The sequence below is a fragment of the Thermus sp. KWY1 genome (assembly GCF_057547025.1).
The window spans coordinates 93,046-108,986 of the sequence record NZ_BAAJPG010000017.1 but is presented as its reverse complement, the minus strand read 5'-3'; the positions used below and the strand labels follow the sequence as shown (position 1 = coordinate 108,986).

The 15,941-nt window shown below is 62.5% G+C and carries 14 protein-coding genes; 8 read left to right on the top strand and 6 right to left on the bottom strand.

From position 1 onward, the window contains the following. Positions 1-88 precede the first annotated feature (88 nt). Genes AC27GT_RS05190 through AC27GT_RS05180 form a run of 3 tightly spaced genes read right to left on the bottom strand, consistent with a single transcriptional unit; the run spans position 89 to position 3,236 of the window. Positions 89-718 carry a response regulator transcription factor gene (locus AC27GT_RS05190; protein ID WP_038028310.1) on the bottom strand — a complete coding sequence of 210 codons (630 nt, stop codon included), beginning with the start codon at positions 716-718 and terminating at the stop codon, positions 89-91. Next, on the bottom strand, positions 715-2,403 hold the full coding sequence (locus tag AC27GT_RS05185; RefSeq protein WP_487223646.1) for a sensor histidine kinase: 1,689 nt from the start codon (positions 2,401-2,403) through the stop codon (positions 715-717). Before AC27GT_RS05185 ends, AC27GT_RS05190 begins: the two co-directional genes overlap by 4 nt. Further along, positions 2,400-3,236, bottom strand: coding sequence for a PhnD/SsuA/transferrin family substrate-binding protein (locus tag AC27GT_RS05180; RefSeq protein WP_148228656.1), 837 nt, complete (start codon positions 3,234-3,236; stop codon positions 2,400-2,402). Before AC27GT_RS05180 ends, AC27GT_RS05185 begins: the two co-directional genes overlap by 4 nt. Before the next feature lie 138 nt (positions 3,237-3,374). Between AC27GT_RS05180 and AC27GT_RS05175 the strand changes: the two genes are divergently transcribed. The 6 genes from AC27GT_RS05175 to AC27GT_RS05150 all read left to right on the top strand — a co-directional run bounded on the left by AC27GT_RS05175 (position 3,375) and on the right by AC27GT_RS05150 (position 10,273). Then, complete coding sequence (locus AC27GT_RS05175) at positions 3,375-4,229, top strand: 4Fe-4S dicluster domain-containing protein (protein ID WP_015717347.1); 855 nt, start codon at positions 3,375-3,377, stop codon at positions 4,227-4,229. 9 nt (positions 4,230-4,238) lie between these two features. Then, positions 4,239-7,424, top strand: a complete 3,186-nt coding sequence (locus tag AC27GT_RS05170) for a molybdopterin-dependent oxidoreductase (protein ID WP_487223645.1) — start codon at positions 4,239-4,241, stop codon at positions 7,422-7,424. 80 nt (positions 7,425-7,504) lie between these two features. After that, entirely contained in the window at positions 7,505-7,942 is a 438-nt protein-coding gene (locus AC27GT_RS05165; protein WP_038069548.1) for a hypothetical protein, read from the top strand. A gap of 10 nt (positions 7,943-7,952) precedes the next feature. Beyond that, the gene (locus AC27GT_RS05160; RefSeq protein ID WP_015717350.1) at positions 7,953-8,396 is read left to right on the top strand and encodes a hypothetical protein; all 444 of its coding nucleotides are present in this window, start codon (positions 7,953-7,955) and stop codon (positions 8,394-8,396) included. Between the two features lie 15 nt (positions 8,397-8,411). Further along, complete coding sequence (locus AC27GT_RS05155) at positions 8,412-8,966, top strand: DOMON domain-containing protein (protein WP_487223644.1); 555 nt, start codon at positions 8,412-8,414, stop codon at positions 8,964-8,966. Between the two features lie 101 nt (positions 8,967-9,067). Further along, positions 9,068-10,273: a YeeE/YedE family protein gene (locus tag AC27GT_RS05150; protein WP_487223643.1), complete on the top strand. Its 1,206-nt coding sequence runs from the start codon at positions 9,068-9,070 to the stop codon at positions 10,271-10,273. On the opposite strand, the gene AC27GT_RS05145 is transcribed toward AC27GT_RS05150, so the two are convergent. From AC27GT_RS05145 to AC27GT_RS05135, 3 genes are all read right to left on the bottom strand, one after another. Next, positions 10,263-11,126 (bottom strand): complex I NDUFA9 subunit family protein, encoded by an 864-nt coding sequence (locus tag AC27GT_RS05145; RefSeq protein WP_487223642.1) that lies wholly within the window; start codon positions 11,124-11,126, stop codon positions 10,263-10,265. The two genes, AC27GT_RS05150 and AC27GT_RS05145, sit on opposite strands and share 11 nt — an antisense overlap. A 203-nt stretch (positions 11,127-11,329) precedes the next feature. Next, on the bottom strand, positions 11,330-13,915 hold the full coding sequence (locus tag AC27GT_RS05140) for an arsenate reductase (azurin) large subunit (protein ID WP_015717354.1): 2,586 nt from the start codon (positions 13,913-13,915) through the stop codon (positions 11,330-11,332). 12 nt (positions 13,916-13,927) lie between these two features. Further along, entirely contained in the window at positions 13,928-14,410 is a 483-nt protein-coding gene (locus AC27GT_RS05135) for an arsenate reductase (azurin) small subunit (RefSeq protein WP_015717355.1), read from the bottom strand. Positions 14,411-14,656: 246 nt separating this feature from the next. Between AC27GT_RS05135 and AC27GT_RS05130 the strand changes: the two genes are divergently transcribed. Further along, entirely contained in the window at positions 14,657-14,977 is a 321-nt protein-coding gene (locus AC27GT_RS05130) for an ArsR/SmtB family transcription factor (protein ID WP_234558123.1), read from the top strand. 39 nt (positions 14,978-15,016) lie between these two features. Beyond that, positions 15,017-15,925, top strand: coding sequence for a DUF72 domain-containing protein (locus AC27GT_RS05125; RefSeq protein WP_487223641.1), 909 nt, complete (start codon positions 15,017-15,019; stop codon positions 15,923-15,925). Positions 15,926-15,941 lie beyond the last annotated feature (16 nt).

Sequence of the window (15,941 nt, the reverse complement as noted above, 5' to 3'; positions counted from 1 at the left end):
CCGCCGCTTCGGGCAGAAGCTGGGTTGTCGCCGCCAGCATGCCGTCACCCACATCGCAGGGTAGATACGCATAAAGCAAACCCTTGGGTTAGCCCCGTAGCCAACCCCTCTTGACCGCATATCTCAGAAGGTCGCTGCGGCTTTTCAGCCCCAGCTTCTCCATACCCCGCTCCCGGTAAGTGGCCACGGTTTTTTCCGATATGGAAAGGTGCTCCGCCACCTCCTTGTGGGAAAGACCCTTGGCCAAAAGGCGAAGTACCTCCTCCTCCCGCGGGGAGAGGGGTTCTTCTTCCCCTTCCTCTCGGACGATCTCCATGGCCAGGCGCATGGCCAGGGCCGGATTCAGGTACCGTTCCCCCCGGGCTAGGGCCAAAACCGCATCCAAGAGCTCCTGATCCACCGCTGCCTTGCTCACGTAACCCTGGCCTCCCGCTTGCAGGAAACCCCGCACATACTCCAGGTCCTCGTGCATGGAAAGGGCGAGAAGCCTAAGCTTGGGAAAGCGCTCCCGCAGGGTGCGGCAGAGTTCAATCCCCGTGCAGTCGGGAAGGGAAACGTCCAGTATGGCCACATCCGCCTCCACGGCCTCTAGCAGGGCCAAGGCCTCCTGCCCGGTACCCACTTCCCCCACCACCTGGATGGGCCCTCGAGCCTCTAGAAGATGCCGTAGCCCCGACCGCACCAACCCATGGTCCTCCACCAGCACCACCCGGATCACCCCGGCACCTCCAAGGGAAGCCGTACTTGGATACGGGTACCCTCCCCGAGAGCGCTCTCCAGAATAAGTCTACCTCCCACCAGCTCCACCCGCTCCCGCATGCCCAATAGCCCCTGATGCCCTAGACCCACCGACCTGGGATCAAAACCCCTGCCTTCGTCCTCCACGAAAACCCTTACCTCCCTGTCCATCTCCAGCACCCCCACCGCCGCCCTGGGGCTACCGGAATGGCGGGCCACGTTGGTCAAGGCCTCCTGAACCACACGGTAAATGACGATTTCCAGCTCAGGGGAAAGGGAACTGCGCAGGTGGAAGGAAAGATCCACCTCAATTCCCGTACGCTCACTGAACTCCCGCACATACCGGCGTAAGGCCGCCTCCAGACCCAGGTGATCCAAAACGCTTGGTCGGAGATCCAAGGCCAGCCGCCTCACCTCCGCAAGGGTGTGGCGAGCAAGCTCCTTTAGGGCCAGGGCCTTCTCCCCCGCAAAGCCCTCGAGGCCCAGGATAAGACCGGTAAGGGCCTGGCCTACCTCGTCATGGAGCTCCCGGGCGATGCGTTTCCGCTCTTCCTCCTGGGTCCTTAGCCAAGCCCTTAATAGCTCCGCCCGCTGCCTGTCCTTCTCCTCCAAAAGCTCGTAAAGCCGGGCGTTTTCCAAAGCGGTGGAAAGGGGCCCAGAAAGAGCGCTCAATAATCCCTGCAGCCAAATCGGCTCCACCTTGGGTTGACCATAGAGCACAAGGGCTCCCCCGGGGGGCACGGGTACCGCCAAGATCCCGTCCGTGCCCACCGGGTGCCCCAGCCTCCAGGCCTCTTCGACAAAACGCCTAACCTCACCCAGCGGACATGCTCCCCGATCACCCAGTTGCTTGACCACCTGCTCCTCCAACCAAAACTCCCCGCAGGTAAAGGAGAGTTCACGCACCAATAGAGAAAGAACCCTTTCCAGGAGCTCCTCCACTCGGAGGGCATGGCTTTCCGCCAGGATTCGGTTGAGAAGGATGAGCTCCCGCTGCCGCCTTCTCACCTCCTCTCCCATACGGTTCAGGGCCCGGCCCAGCAAACCCAGCTCACCCCCAGGCTCGGGGAAACGGACCATCTCACCCCTACCCAGGCGCGCTGCCCCTTCCGCCATTTGGTAGAGGGGCTCGAGGGACCGGGTAAGCAGGAAATATCCAAGGCCCACCCCCAACCCCACCGCCCAAAGGAGGCCAAAAAACCCCGTTCGCACCACCCGCCCCACCTCAGCCCACAGAGGAGCCTGGTATAACCCGAGACGCACCCATCCCGCCTCCCCGCTATAGATGGGAGCCTCGGCCTGGTAAACCACCTGCCCCCCCAACCGCAACACCCCTTCCCCACCCAGGGAAACCAGGGCCTGGGGAACTCCTTCCGCCAAGGTGTGGGCCACCACCTGCCCTTGGGAATCCAGGACATAGGCATAGGCAAAGCCCGGGTATCTCTCCCGAGCAAGGTCAAGCTTCTGCCGGACAGCAAGCAGGTCGCGCAGAAGAACATCGTCAGTGACCAAGGCCGCCAGATCCCGGGCACCAAGCCGCACCTCCTGCCACAAGGCCCTTTCTCCTTCCGCATAAAGGAAGGCACTCCCTCCCAGGATCAAGACCCCACCGGTAGCCGTGGCCGCCAGGAGCACGGTGAGGAAGAGCTGGACGCTGAGCCTCATGGCAAGACTTCCTTGGCCCTAAGGTAGACGCCCCGGTACGACTGGGCCTCCGCCCTGCGGAATCCCCTAAGCCCAAGCGCCCGTAACGCCTTTTTCCCCTCCTCCGTGGCCGCATACCGCAGGAGGGACTCCACCCAGCGCTCCCTTTCCACCGGGGAAAGCCCCACGGGAACCACCACGGGCGGTGCGGGGTCCTCGGGGCCCTGGGCCAGCACCCTAAGACCGCCCAAGCCTAGGGCTTCATAGACCACCCGGTCCACCGCAGCCCCTTCCGCCAGGCCCTGCAAGACCGCCCTGAGGGCCCGGTCATGGCCGTAGGTGAAAAAGGCCCGCTGGAAGAAATCCTCGCCCAATCCCGAAGCCAGGATTCTCGGCCATGCGTGGCCGGTATTGGATAGAGGGTCGGTAAAGGCAAAGGGCAACCCCTTAAGGTCCCGTAAAGAGGTGTAAGGGGCCTCCTCCCGAACCACAACGACGCTTTGGTAGGGGAACAGGGTTTCACTTTCCAGAACGGGCTCCAGGAAACCCTCCTCCACCCCCAAGCCTGCGGCCAACGTACATAAAAACCCCAACTGGGCCTCCCCCTTGCGCAGGACCTCGAGGACCTCCGCATAGGTACGCCGTCCGAATACCTCCACTCTGACTCCCAAAGCTTTTCCCCAACCCTGCAGGAAAACCCGGTAAGGCTCTTGCTCTTGGGGTGAGCGCATCCCAGCCACCACCACCCGCACCTCCGCCTCCTGGACCTCCAGGGCGTAAGGAGGACTTAGGGGCACATCGGGAATCGCATGGCATCCCGCAAGCAACAGGAGTCCCAACCCGACTGGCCTCACCCACCCCAGAATAGAAGGGACTAAAGGGTATAGATGTCCCCGGAGCTGTAGGAAAGTTGCCCGACATTGGTGTCCGGCCATCCACCTCTACCTGGCCCTTCCAGGCCCACCTACCCTTAGGACGAGAGGAGGTGAAGGATGGAACGGGAGATCCAGATAAGCCCGGGAGATGTCCACCGGGACCGGCGCCAGTTCCTGGCCAAAATGGCCAGCGCCGTTTTCGCCTCTATGGTGGCGCCCGGCCTAGCCCAAGGTGTACCCCAGGCTCCAGCCACGCCCCTTACCCCGCAGGAGGAGGACGCCCTCCTCCGCATGCAGAAAGAGCTTGAGCGGGCCCTCAAGAACCCCAACCGCCGCTGGGGCATGGTCATTGACCTGAGGAAATGCGTGGGCTGCCATGCTTGCACGGTGAGCTGCATGGCGGAAAACCGCCTGCCGCCAGGTGTGGTCTACCGGCCCGTGAGCGAAGAAGAGGTGGGTACCTTCCCCCACGTCACCTACCGCTTCGTGCCCAGACCCTGCATGCAGTGCGACGAGCCCCCGTGCGTTCCCGCTTGTCCTTACGATGCCACTTGGAAAAGGAAGGACGGAATCGTCGAGATCGACTATGAGCTTTGCGTGGGGTGCGAAAAGTGCATCCCCCCCTGCCCCTACAACTCCCGTCACAAGGACGACGGCTACTTCTGGACGGAGAACACCCCGGGCCAAGGGCAGATGCCCTATGAGGAACTCCCCGTCTACGAGTGGGGCAAGAAGGTGAACCGGGACGACGAGGCAGGCCCCATGGACAAGGTGCGCAAATGCCACTTCTGCCTGCACCGCATTGAACGGGGCCTTTTGCCCCAGTGCGTGGTCACCTGCATCGGCCGGGCCACCTACTTCGGGGACCTCGAGGATCCCTCCTCCTTGGTTTCCGAGCTCATCAAGAAGCCCAACGTGATGCGCCTAAAGGAAGAGGTGGGCACCAAGCCCCGCGTTTACTACCTGGTTTAGGAGGTGAGCATGGAAAAGCTTTCCCGGCGCAACCTGTTAAAGCTTTCGGGCACAGGCGTTCTGCTGGGACCCCTCGGCCTTGCCCTGCAGGAGAGAGGTGCCCAGGGCATGGGGGCCTACGAGATCCAGCTTCCGGAGAACACCATCTACTCCAGCTGCCTCCAGTGCAACACCGGCTGCCCCATCAAGGTGAAGCTCTACGAGGGCGTGGCCAGCAAGATTGACGGCAACCCCGTTTCCCCCTGGACCTTCCGCCCCCACCTGCCCCTCAACACCGATATCCACACCCTGGCCAAGGTGGACGGGGCCCTCTGCCCCAAGGGCCAGGCAGGGATCCAGACCGCCTATGACCCCTACCGTATCCGCAAGGTGCTCAAGCGGGCGGGCCCCAGGGGAAGCGGCAAGTGGGAGGAGATCCCCTTCCACCAGGCGGTGAAGGAAATCGTGGAAGGGGGCAAGCTCTTTGCCCACCTGGGCGACGACCGGGTCTATCCCGGGCTGAAAGACCTCTGGGCCCTCAAGGACCCCGCCGTTATGACCCGCATGGCCCAGGCGGTGAGGGCCATCTGGGCGGAAAAGGATCGGGAGAAGAAAAAGGCCCTGGTAGAGAAGTTCAAGGAGGACTTCAAGGAATATCTCCACACCCTCATCAATCCCGACCACCCCGACCTCGGTCCCAAGAACAACCAGGTGGTCTTCGCCTGGGGCCGGCTCAAGGCGGGCCGCTCGGACTTCATCCGCTGGTTCTTCTCCCAAAGCTTCGGCACCGTTAACCTTCACGGCCACACCACTGTTTGCCAGGGCTCCTTGTACTTCACGGGCAAGGCCATGAGCGAACAGCCCACCTTTGACGCCTCAGGAAAGCTTTCCTGGTCGGGTGGGGCTAAGTTCTACTGGCAGGCGGACCTCTCCAAGGCCCGCTTCGTGGTGTTCGTGGGGGCCAACGTCTTTGAGGGGAACTACGGCCCCCCCTTAAGGGTGGGCTGGATCACGGAAAGGGCCAGCAAGGGGGAACTGGAATACGCCGTGGTGGACCCGCGGGCGCAGAAGGCGGTGAAGGGCGCAAGCCGCTGGATTGCCCCCAAACCCGGCCACGACGCCGCCATCGCCATGGGGGTGATCCGGCTTCTCCTGGAATGGGGCAAAATTGACGCCAAGTTCCTCTCTGCCGCCAACAGGGGAGCCGCCAAGGCCATCGGCGAGAGCAGCTGGACCAACGCCACCTGGCTGGTGAAGCTCAAAGACGGCAAGCCGGAAAGGCTTCTTAGGGCCAGCGACCTGGGCCTGCCCAAACCCAAGGCCAAGGTGGGGGACAAGGAGGTGGAGCTGGACGCCCCCGTGGTTCTTCAGGAAGACCGGCCCGTGGCCTTCAACCCCAACGACGAAGCTCAGCCGGTCTTTGGCGAGCTTTGGGTGAACACCACCTTAAACGGCATCCCGGTAAAGAGCGCCCTCCAGCTCATCAAGGAAGAAGCCTTCCGGCATCAGGTGAGGACCTGGGCGGCCTTCGCCGGGGTGGAGGAACCGGACATCCGCTTCCTGGCGGAGAAGCTGGCCCAGTACGGCAAGAAAGCTGTGGTAGACGTGCACCGCGGAGCTAGCCAGCACACCAACGGCTTCTACAACGCCTTTGCTTGGTTTACGGTTAACGCCCTTCTCGGCAACATTGACCACCAAGGCGGATTCGTGCAGGCCAGCACCTACGACATCACTGGGGGTAAGGCGGGAGGACCTTTCCCCATGGCCAAGCTCCACCCCAAACCCCTTTCGCCCTTTGGCATCAGCCTCATCCGCCATGAGGTCAAATACGAGGACACCACCCTCTTTGAGGGCTTTCCCGCCAAGCGGCCTTGGTACCCCCATGCCTCCGACGTCTACCAGGAGATCCTGCCCTCGGCGGCCCAGGGCTACCCCTATCCCATCAAAATCCTCTTCCACTACATGGGCTCCCCCGCCTACGCCCTGCCAGGAGGCGGCGAACAGATCAGGGCCATGCTGGACCCCGACAAAATCCCCCTCATCGTGGCCTTTGACATCGTGGTGGGGGATACCTACCTCTTCGCCGACTACATCATCCCCGACCTCTCCTATCTGGAGCGCTGGGAGTTCCAGGGGAGCCATCCCTCCATTATTTGGAAGGTCCAGCCAGTCCGCCAGCCTGCCATTGCCCCCATACCCGAAGAGGTGGAGGTCTTCGGTCAAAAGATGCCCATCTCCCTCGAGAGCTTCCTCCTCGCTCTGGCAGAGCACCTGGGCCTGCCGGGCTTCGGCGAAAAAGGGTTCGCCAACGGGATGCCTTTCACCCATCCCGACCACTTCTACCTGAAGCTGGCCGCCAACCTGGCCTTTGGGGAAAAGGCGGATGGCTCCGATGCCCTTCCCGAGGCCAGCGAGGAGGAGGTGGAGGTCTTCCGCAAGGCCCGCCGCCACCTTCCCTCCTCGGTATTTGACGAGGAGCGCTGGCGGAAAGCCATCGGCGACGAGGGCCTTTTCCGCCGGACCGTCTACCTCCTGAACCGGGGCGGGCGGTTCCAGGAGTTCGGCAAAGCCTACGCCCCGGGCGACCTGGTGGCCAACCGCTACGGGAAACAGGTCAACCTCTTCCTGGAAAAACAGGCCCTTTCTCTCCATCCCATGACGGGGAAACCCTACTGGCCCTTGCCCGCCTACTTCCCTCCGTACCAAGACGTTCTTGGCAACCAGCTCCGCGACCCTGGATACGGCCTTGTCCTTCTCACCCACCGGGACATCCTCCAGACCAAGAGCCGCACCATAAGCAACTACTGGCTCCTGGCCATCAAACCCGAAAACGAAATCCTGATAAACGCCCAAGATGCAGCACGCCTGGGGCTCCGGGATGGCCAGCTCGTCAGGGTGGTTTCCGCCACCAACCCTAAAGGGGAATGGGACCTGGGACCTTTCGGCAAGAAGCCCATGGTGGGCAAGGTCAAGGTGGTGCAGGGCCTGAGGCCGGGATGCGTTACCTTCCCCTTAGGTTGGGGCCACTGGACCTATGGCGCCAGCGACATGGTGATCAACGGCCAGGTGATCAAGGGAGACCCCAGGCGGGCCACGGGCATCCACGCCAACGCCGCCATGCGCCTGGACCCGTACCTTAAGGACATGGCCCTCACCGACGTGGTAGGGGGAAGCGTGGTCTTCTACGAAACCCGGGTGAACTTGATACCGGTCTAAGGATGTCCCCCGGGGTACCCCGGGGGACATCCTTCCTACAATACCCGTGTTAGGCTCTTTGCAGGGGTAGGAGGTGAACGGTGATACCTGCCTTCAGAAGCGCCCAAACCCAAACCCAGTGGGCCCTGGAGTTCATCCGCCTGGTCATGCTTCTTCTGTGCTTGGTGGGATGGGTGATGTATCCGGTGGAGCTCCTCCTCCTGGACCACTGGACGGAAAGCTGGCAGAGTAAGATCCCCTTCTTTGTAGCCATCCCGGGGTTCATTTTCACCCTGTGGGTGCTCTTTGACCGGAAAACCCCCTGGGTGAGGTGGGCCTTCATCCTCACCATGTGGGCTTCGGTGTTCACCGGTGTGCTCGGAGCCTACTTCCACTTGCTCTGGAACTTTGAGGGGGAGGTGGCCTGGGAGTTTGAGGCTGCCATGGAGGCCATGGCGGGAAGCCGCCCCGTCCTGGCGGCCCTGGCCTTTACCCACATAGGGGTAACGGGGCTTCTGGCCATCTACCGGGCCAAGTAGGAGGTGAGGTATGATCGAAGCCCTCATCAAAGCCCAAACCGAGGAGGAAAGGCTTTTGGAGTTCTTGCGCTCCATCTTCCTCCTCATCGCCCTGGTGGGGTTTGTCTTCTACGGCATGGAGCACTGGATCCTGGACCACTGGACGGAAAGCTGGCAAAGCCGCATCCCCTTCTTCGTGTCCCTGGTGGGGTTTCCCTTGACCCTTCTCATGTTCTTCCACCGGGGCAGGTGGGTTCGCTACCCCTTCCTACTCTGGATGCTGGTAACCGTGGCCACAGGCATCCTGGGGGCTTACTATCACCTACTTTGGAATGCCCAGGATGCCGAGGTAAGCCTTTGGAGCCTCAAGGGGTTTCTGGAAGCCTTTGAAGGAAGCCGCCCTGTGCTGGCAGCCCTGGCGCACACGCATGTGGGGGCGGTGGCCTTCGTGGTGGGCATAACCATAAGGGACTAACGGGAGGTAAGAGGTATGAGAAAGGGCATCGTCTGGCTTCTGGTTCTGGTCCTGAGTGGGGCGCTGGCCCAGGCACCCAAGGTGGATGGGAGGATCGCCAGCGGGGAGTACGCCAAAACCTACAAGCACGAGAAAAGCGGCATCACCCTGCACTGGAGCATCGTGGGGGACACCCTGTATCTGGCCCTCGAGGGCAAGAGCAAGGGCTGGATCGGCATGGGCTTCCTGCCGGAGAAGACCGACAAGAAGAAGGGGGCGGACCAGTACCTCTTCTACATGGAAGGGGGCAAGCTGGTGGCCCTGGACATGTACCAGATGAAGCGCACGGGAGCCCCGGTAACCGACGAGAAGGAGGGAGGGAAAAACTCCATCCTGGCTGCTGCGGCCACCTACGAGGGCGATACCTGGGTGGTGGAGTTCAGCCGCAAGCTGAAAACCGGGGAAGCCACCGACGTGGAGATCACCCCGGGGAAAAAGCTCATCGTCCTCCTGGCCCACGCGGAAAAGATGGACCCCAAGGAGGAGCATAAGAAGACCGAGCGCTGGTACCTCGAGGACTTCGTCTTCTAAGGGCTTCCACCCCTCGGGCCTGGAACCCCCATCCAGGCCCATTGTCTTATCACGGGATAGATACCCTTGACTTTTGCAGACTCATAGGTACCATAAAAGGCATGAACCGGCCGCAGCCCATCCAACCCCTTTATCTCGGTCTTTTTCTCCTGGCGACCCTAGGTCTTTCCTACGCTGTTTGGCTGGCTTCCGGTGTCAGGCTGGTCCTGGCCTTCTGGGTAGCCATCCTCCTAGGACTAGCCCTTTTCCACGCCAAGTTTGGCTTCGCCTCGGGGTTCCGGCGTTTCCTCCTCACGGGAGAAAGCCGCTTATTGAGGGCCCACTTTCTCCTCTTTACCCTCGCCAGCCTGCTTTTCTTCCCCTTCCTGGTCCAAGGGGAGGCCTTTGGCCAGGCGGTGCAGGGGTTTGTGGTGCCCATCGGGATCGCCCTCGCCGTGGGGGCTTTCCTTTTCGGTATCGGCATGCAGCTTGGGGACGGGTGCGCCTCCGGTACCCTCTACCACACGGGAAGCGGGGACAGCCGGGGGATTTTGGTCCTCCTGGGCTTCATGGTGGGTTCTTTGCTGGGGGTCTACCACCTTCCTTACTGGCAAGCCCTTCCCGCCTGGAACCCAGGTAGTGCCCTTACCTGGTTTCCCTCCCCCTACATGGGCCTTCTCCTCTGGATAGGCCTTTTGGCCTTCCTCTACCTTCTGGTTTCCCGGGTGGAAAAAAGGCGCACGGGCCAGGTGGTACCTCTCTGGCAACGGGAAGCCACCCACCCCCTCTTCGGCCCTTGGAGCCTGGTGGGAGGTGCCGCAGTCCTAGCCTTAGGAAGCCTCTTTATCCTCCTATTATTGGGCCGCCCCTGGGGGGTAACGGCGGCCTTCGCCCTTTGGGGAGGCAAGCTGGCCCAACTTCTGGGGATCCCGGTGATGGATTGGGCCCTCTTCAACAACCCGGCCTTCGCCGAAAAACTAGAGCAGAGCATCCTGAAAGACCCCACCAGCGTGACCAACTTCGGGGTCTTCCTGGGAGCTTTCCTGGGAGCCACCCTGGGTGGCGCCTTTAGGCTTCAGGACCTGCGCCGCATCCCCTGGACCACCCACCTAGGGGTCTTCCTGGGAGGGGTGCTCATGGGCTACGGAGCCCGGCTGGCAGGGGGTTGCAACATCGGGGCCTACCTGGGGGGCACTGCCTCCTTCAGCCTCCACGGTCCCCTCTGGGGGGTCTTCGCCCTCCTGGGCACCGCCCTGGGGGTGCGGCTTAGGCCCGCCTGCCGCCTGGAAAACGAAGGCAGGACGGGAAAGAGCCTGCCTAGCACTTGAGGTAGGTGGGGAGGACCTCCTCCAGGGCCTTGGGCGCCGGGAGGAGGTCCTTTAGGGCTTCGGGAAAGGGAGCGGTGTTCCCCTCCTTCAGCATGAGGTACTGGTCCTGGGTGATGGGGGCGAAGGGCAGGCGGGATAGGAGGGGTACGGCCAGGTCCGTCAGCCAAAGGGGTATGGGGAGAAAGGGTTTCCTCCGGCCCACAACCCTCATGCAAAGCCCTAAAAGCTCCCGGAAGGTGTACTCCTTGGGCCCCACCAGGTCAAAGGTGCCCTCGAGGCCCCTTTCCAAAGCCCCAGCAAAGGCTTCGGCCACATCCTCCACGTAGACGGGGCGAAAGCGGAAGCTTCCATCCCCGATGAGGGGCACGAAGGGCCAGGGCCCACAGACCAAGCCCCTCAGGACTTGGCCAAAGAACTCGTCCCCGGGGCCGAAGATGAGGCTGGGGCGGAAAATGGCGTAGCTTAAGCCGCTTTCCTGCACCAACTCCTCGGCCTCCGCCTTGGTTTCGTGGTAGCGGCTTCCCGACCCCCGCCTGGCCCCCAGGGCGGACATGTGAAGAAGCCGGCCCACCCTAGCCCGCTTTAGGGCCACAAGAAGGTTCCTGACCCCTTCCACGTGCACCTGGCGGAAGGTCTGGTCCTTCTCCCGGATGATCCCCGCCAGGTAGATGGCGGCCTCCACCCCCTCGAGGGTCGGTACCTCCCGGGTAATGTCCCCGGGGATGTGGACCGCCCCCTTGGGAAGGTCCCTGGGGGTGCGGGAAAGGACCAAGGGGGTGTGGCCCCCTTGCACAATCCGGGCCACCAGGTGCCGGCCCACAAAGCCCGTCCCGCCAACGACCAGAACCCTCATCCCAAGCGTCCCAAGGCTCTCTTCGTCCTCCTTTGCACCTAGAGAGCTAACGGTAGACTGCCCCAACCTGCCTTCCACCGCCCAGCTCCAAGGCCGGGGAGGACTTTAGGCATTCTCCCAGAAAGACCAACCCAAGGGTGTTACCCCAGCCACAAAGGAGGCCCCCGCCCCCTTTGGGGGCGGGGCTAGGCGAGCGTCAGGACTTAGTCAAACTTGTTCTGTTGCAGGAGGCTAGCCGTCTGCTGCACGGAAGGGATAGCCCCTGCCACCTTGCGGAGGTTAGCCCGGGTGCCCTTGTACCACGGAATGGTGGTCTTGGGATCGGTGTAGCCCGAAACCAAGGAGTTGGAAGTGCCCCGCCAGTGGTACATGACCAGGAAGAGCATCCCTGGCTTCACCGCATCGGTCACGTAAACCATGAAGGTGCCGTTTCCTTCTTCGTTGTAGACCTCCACCAGGTCCCCCGACTGGAGGCCAAGCCGCTTGGCATCCTGCGGGTTGACCTCCACATAGGGCAAGGGGAGGGCCATTGCCTTTTCCGGCAGGTGACGGTCGTGGTAGGCGGTCTGCCAGATGGTCTGGGCCCGCCCCGTGGTGACCCAGAAGGGATACTGTCGGGCCCTTTCCCCTTCCAGGTACTTGGCCACCTCCGGAGGGTAGCCCTCCCAGTCGTCGGTGCCGTACCACTTGAACTTGCCGTCGGAGGTGCCGAACTTGTGGGTGTAACGGCGCACGGTACCCACCAGCTTCCCGGTCTTGGGATCCCGGCGCACAGGTGTTTGTATGCCTTGCTGGCCCACCTCCTTGAGGAACTTATAGGTGACCCCCTTGTAGTTCTCGGGCTCCAGCTTGGCCTCGTCCTCCTCGCTCACCCGGTTGTCGCTGAACTCCTCCGCCCCGGCCAGGAAGACATCCTCATCGGTGTTCCAGTTCTTGCCGAACTCAAACTTGGCGGCCTCCTGGTGCTTGCCCTCGGCCCGGTAGAGCTCGGCGATTCGCAGGCCCACCCACTTGAAGATCTCCCAGTCGGGCTTGGCCTCACCGGGGGGATCCATGAACTTCTCGTACAGGCGGAGCAGACGGCTATTGCAGTTGATGGAGGTGTCGTTGGCCTCACCCCAGGCGGCCGCAGGCAGGATCAGGTGGGCGTCGCGGGCGGTTTCCGTCATGTAAATGTCCTGGACCACCATGAAAAGGGCATCCGGGTCGGAGTAGAGCACGTCCAGGATTTTCTTCACCCGTTCCTGGATGGTCCCAGGCTCCCCACCAGCACCCAGGGCCTTGGTGAGCTTCTCCGTACGCTCGTGGATGCGCTTGCGGAAGACCTGGGCGTTTGGCGTGGACAAATAAGGATCGGTGGCGATCACCCAGTAGAACTTGCCCTTGCCGTCCGTGAGGAACTTGTCCACGTTGACAGGGGGGCCACCCCGGTAGATGGAGCCTGGGGTGGGGGCAGGAGGCCGCACGTACCCCTCCTGGTGCCCGCCCTGACGGCCGCAGCCCGTGCCGGGGCGGCCGATGTTGTGGGTGAGGACCGCCAGCTGCACGATGGCCGCCACCTGATCGTAGTTCTTCATGTTCCAGATGATGCCCTTCTCGTAGATGGTGAGGGTGCGGCGCTTGAACTTGCCCGCCTTGGGCTTGGCAATCCAGTCCGCAGCCTTCTCAATCTGGGCCCTGGGCACGCCGGTGATCCTTTCCACCTCGGCCATGAACTCGGCATAGGGCACCTGAAGCTTGAGGCTCTTCTGCTTGTACTCCTCGAAAAGCTTCATGTCGGTGCGGGCCTCGAGGTAGGCCATGTCGTAGTAGCCCCGCTCCCAGATCACCCGGGCGATGGCATTGGCCAGGATGTAGTCCGTGCCCAAGTTGGGCTGAAGGAGAAGGACCCGGTCCTTGGCCACGGTTTCGGCAATGGTATAGGAGGAGGTCTTCCGCGGGTCAATCACGATCAGGTACCCGGGTTCCGCAGGCTCCCCTCGGTCAAAGACCTTCTGCTTTTCCGCCACCGTGTTTCCCTGGATGTTGGGGAGCATGTGCTCGGCGTAGAACACCGTGGCGGTTTCGTACGGGTTAGCCCCCCAGAGAACGATGGTGTCGGCCAGCCGGGCGTCCTCATAGGTGTAGTTGAGCTCGTGCACCCCCCGCTCGCGGCTACCCCAGACCTCGGAGTTATAGGCGGGCCGGTTGTGAATGGCGATGTGCTTCACGGAGAGGGCGGTAAAGAAGAGCTTGCCCGCCCCGTAGTTGTCCTCAAACCCCTGGCCCGAGCCCCCGTGGTCGTAGCACTTCACGGCGATGTTGTCGTCGCTGCCATCCCGGTCCCGGATACCTTTGATCAACCCGGCCATGAGGGTCAGGGCATCCTGCCAGGTGATGGCCTGGAACTGGTCCCCCACCCGCAAGAGGGGATAGAGGAGGCGGTCCTGGGTACCCCGGTCCAGGCTCCACACGGTAAGGGCGTTGGTGCCACCCCGGATAGAGTAGTTGCCCCGGTTGATGGGACTGTCCTTGGCGGGCACGATCACCACGTGGTACTGGCGGCCGTCCTTGCCCACGGTAATCCCGTGCATGGTCTCCGTGTAGCTCTGACCAGCCAGGGGAGGCTGGGCCCGGGAAAGATCCAGGCCGAAAGCGTTCTGGTCAGGCTTCAAGCCGCCCTGCTCGCCCACCGGCCAAACGTACACCTTGTAGCCGCAACCCACGTTGCAGTACTGGCACACCGTGTTGTGCACCCGAGCGTTCTTGGGAGGAATGGGAAGCTGGTCCCTTCTAGGAATAAGCGCCATACCCTACACCTCCTACACGTTCTTAACCCGGCCCCAGATGAGACCGGCCACGGCCACCGCGTAAATATCACCCTTGCCGTCTATGCGCAAAGGAATCTGGGGAAGCCAGGAGCTGGCCAGGCCCTGGTAGGTCTGCCCGGCCTTGGCGGGGTCGAACATGGAGTAGTGGCACCGGCAGATGAACCTCCCCCCCTCGTATTGGATAGGGCAACCCATATGGGTGCAAAGGCCCGAGAAGGCCACGATGTCCCGCCCAGGCCCCACGCCTCCAATGGCCGGCTTGCCCAGCTTAACCAGGATGGCCGGGGCGGAGGCATCGGGGTAGTTGAAGGTGATGGGCTGGCCCGTTTTCACCTGGGCAACGTTGGCCACCTTCACCGCCGGGTACGTAAGGCTGGGTGCATATCCCAACTGGGCCTTCCCCCCTGCGGTGAAGAGGGCGGTGGCCGCCGCCGTCAGCTTGACAAACCGCCTACGCGACAAGGTTTGCGTCATAGCCACACACCTCCTTGGGTGCAGTTGAAGGCTATCAAACACAAGGGACTTTTGTCAATCCCTTTTGATATCGGTCCATATACCCCAAAAGGGTATTGGGTTGTTTCCGCCCTCCCGATGGGCCCTCAAAGGCATCAGGAATCTCGCGTTTGGCATAAGCATCCTTTCCCAAACGAGGGACCTTTGCTAAAGTATAGCCTGATGGCTTGTGATCCAGCGCCCGGCCGCCCCAATGTGGCCCTTAAGTTGACCGAAGCCCTGGCGCATCCCGCCAGGCTGACCATCGTCCGCCTCCTAGCGGAGCTTCCCGACGAGCACACCGCCTTTGACCCCCGCTGCGGCACCGCTTACGGGGTGTGCTTTTGCCATCTGAAGGAGAAGACCGGGCTTTCGGGCCCCACGGTAAGCCACCACCTCAAGATCCTTCGGGAAGCCGGGCTGGTGGAGGGCGTGCGGGTGGGGCGTTGGACCTATTTCCGCCTTAAGCCAGGGGGCCTCGAGGCCCTAGCCCACGAGCTCCTTCACCTGGCCCGCCAAGCGGAGAGGGCCGCCGCCAAGGCGGGGTAAGCGCTTGTCTAAAAACCCCACCCCTGCCACCATGAGGGCATGGGAGAGATCCGGGTGGGTACCGCCAGCTGGACGGACGAAACCCTCCTCGCCTCCGGGTGGTATCCTCCCGAGGTACGCCACCATCCCGAGAAGCGCCTCCGCTACTATGCGGAGCACTTTGACACCGTGGAGGTGGACAGCACCTTCTACGCCCTACCCCGGCGGGAGGTGGTGGCGAAATGGGCAGAGAGGACCCCAGCGGGCTTTCTCTTCCACGTGAAGGCTTTTTCCGCCTTTACCGGACATGGCCTCGAGGCCGCCACCCTTCCCAAGGACCTTCGCTCCCTTCTCCCCAAAACCGAAGGCCACCTGGCCCAGCGGGAAATCCCCCAAGAGGTTCTAGAGGAAGCCTGGAACCGCTTCTTCGCCGCCATCACCCCCTTAAGGGAGGCGGGCAAGCTGGGGTACCTGCACTTCAGCCTTCCGCCCTGGACCGAACCCAAGCCCCGAAGCTTTCGCTACCTGGAGCACCTGGCAGAGAGGACCCAAGGCTACTGGGTGGCGGTGGAGTTTCGCAACCCCAGGTGGTACGTGGCCTGGGGATTCGTGAGGAAGGAACTGGAGCGGCTCGGCCTCATCCACGTGAGCGTGGATGCCCCACCCCATCCCGAGGCCCCACCCCGGGTCCTGGAACCCACCCACCCCGTGGCGGTGCTCCGATGCCACGGAAGGAACGCAGAGTCCTGGAAAGGCCCCCACCAGAAGCCCTACGAGCGCTTCAACTGGCGTTACTCGGAAGAGGAGCTTCAGGACCTGGCCCAGGCTACCCTGACCCTTGCGGAGAAGGCCGAGACGGTTTTCGTCATCTTCAACAACAACTACGGCACCCAGGGCGTGGAGGCAGCCCTGGGGCTTAAAGGCCTCCTGGGCCTAGGGCCTCCCTCCTGGGCCAAGAAGCTCCTTTAACCCCTAGGGTTTCATG

Excerpts from the sequence above, each read along its gene's own strand:
- AC27GT_RS05150 (WP_487223643.1), top strand. The coding sequence starts at position 9,068 with ATGAACCGGCCGCAGCCCATCCAACCCCTTTATCTCGGTCTTTTTCTC.
- AC27GT_RS05170 (WP_487223645.1), top strand. The coding sequence starts at position 4,239 with ATGGAAAAGCTTTCCCGGCGCAACCTGTTAAAGCTTTCGGGCACAGGC.
- AC27GT_RS05155 (WP_487223644.1), top strand. The coding sequence starts at position 8,412 with ATGAGAAAGGGCATCGTCTGGCTTCTGGTTCTGGTCCTGAGTGGGGCG.
- AC27GT_RS05185 (WP_487223646.1), bottom strand. The coding sequence starts at position 2,403 with ATGAGGCTCAGCGTCCAGCTCTTCCTCACCGTGCTCCTGGCGGCCACG.
- AC27GT_RS05125 (WP_487223641.1), top strand. The coding sequence starts at position 15,017 with ATGGGAGAGATCCGGGTGGGTACCGCCAGCTGGACGGACGAAACCCTC.
- AC27GT_RS05160 (WP_015717350.1), top strand. The coding sequence starts at position 7,953 with ATGATCGAAGCCCTCATCAAAGCCCAAACCGAGGAGGAAAGGCTTTTG.
- AC27GT_RS05140 (WP_015717354.1), bottom strand. The coding sequence starts at position 13,915 with ATGGCGCTTATTCCTAGAAGGGACCAGCTTCCCATTCCTCCCAAGAAC.
- AC27GT_RS05175 (WP_015717347.1), top strand. The coding sequence starts at position 3,375 with ATGGAACGGGAGATCCAGATAAGCCCGGGAGATGTCCACCGGGACCGG.
- AC27GT_RS05145 (WP_487223642.1), bottom strand. The coding sequence starts at position 11,126 with ATGAGGGTTCTGGTCGTTGGCGGGACGGGCTTTGTGGGCCGGCACCTG.
- AC27GT_RS05135 (WP_015717355.1), bottom strand. The coding sequence starts at position 14,410 with ATGACGCAAACCTTGTCGCGTAGGCGGTTTGTCAAGCTGACGGCGGCG.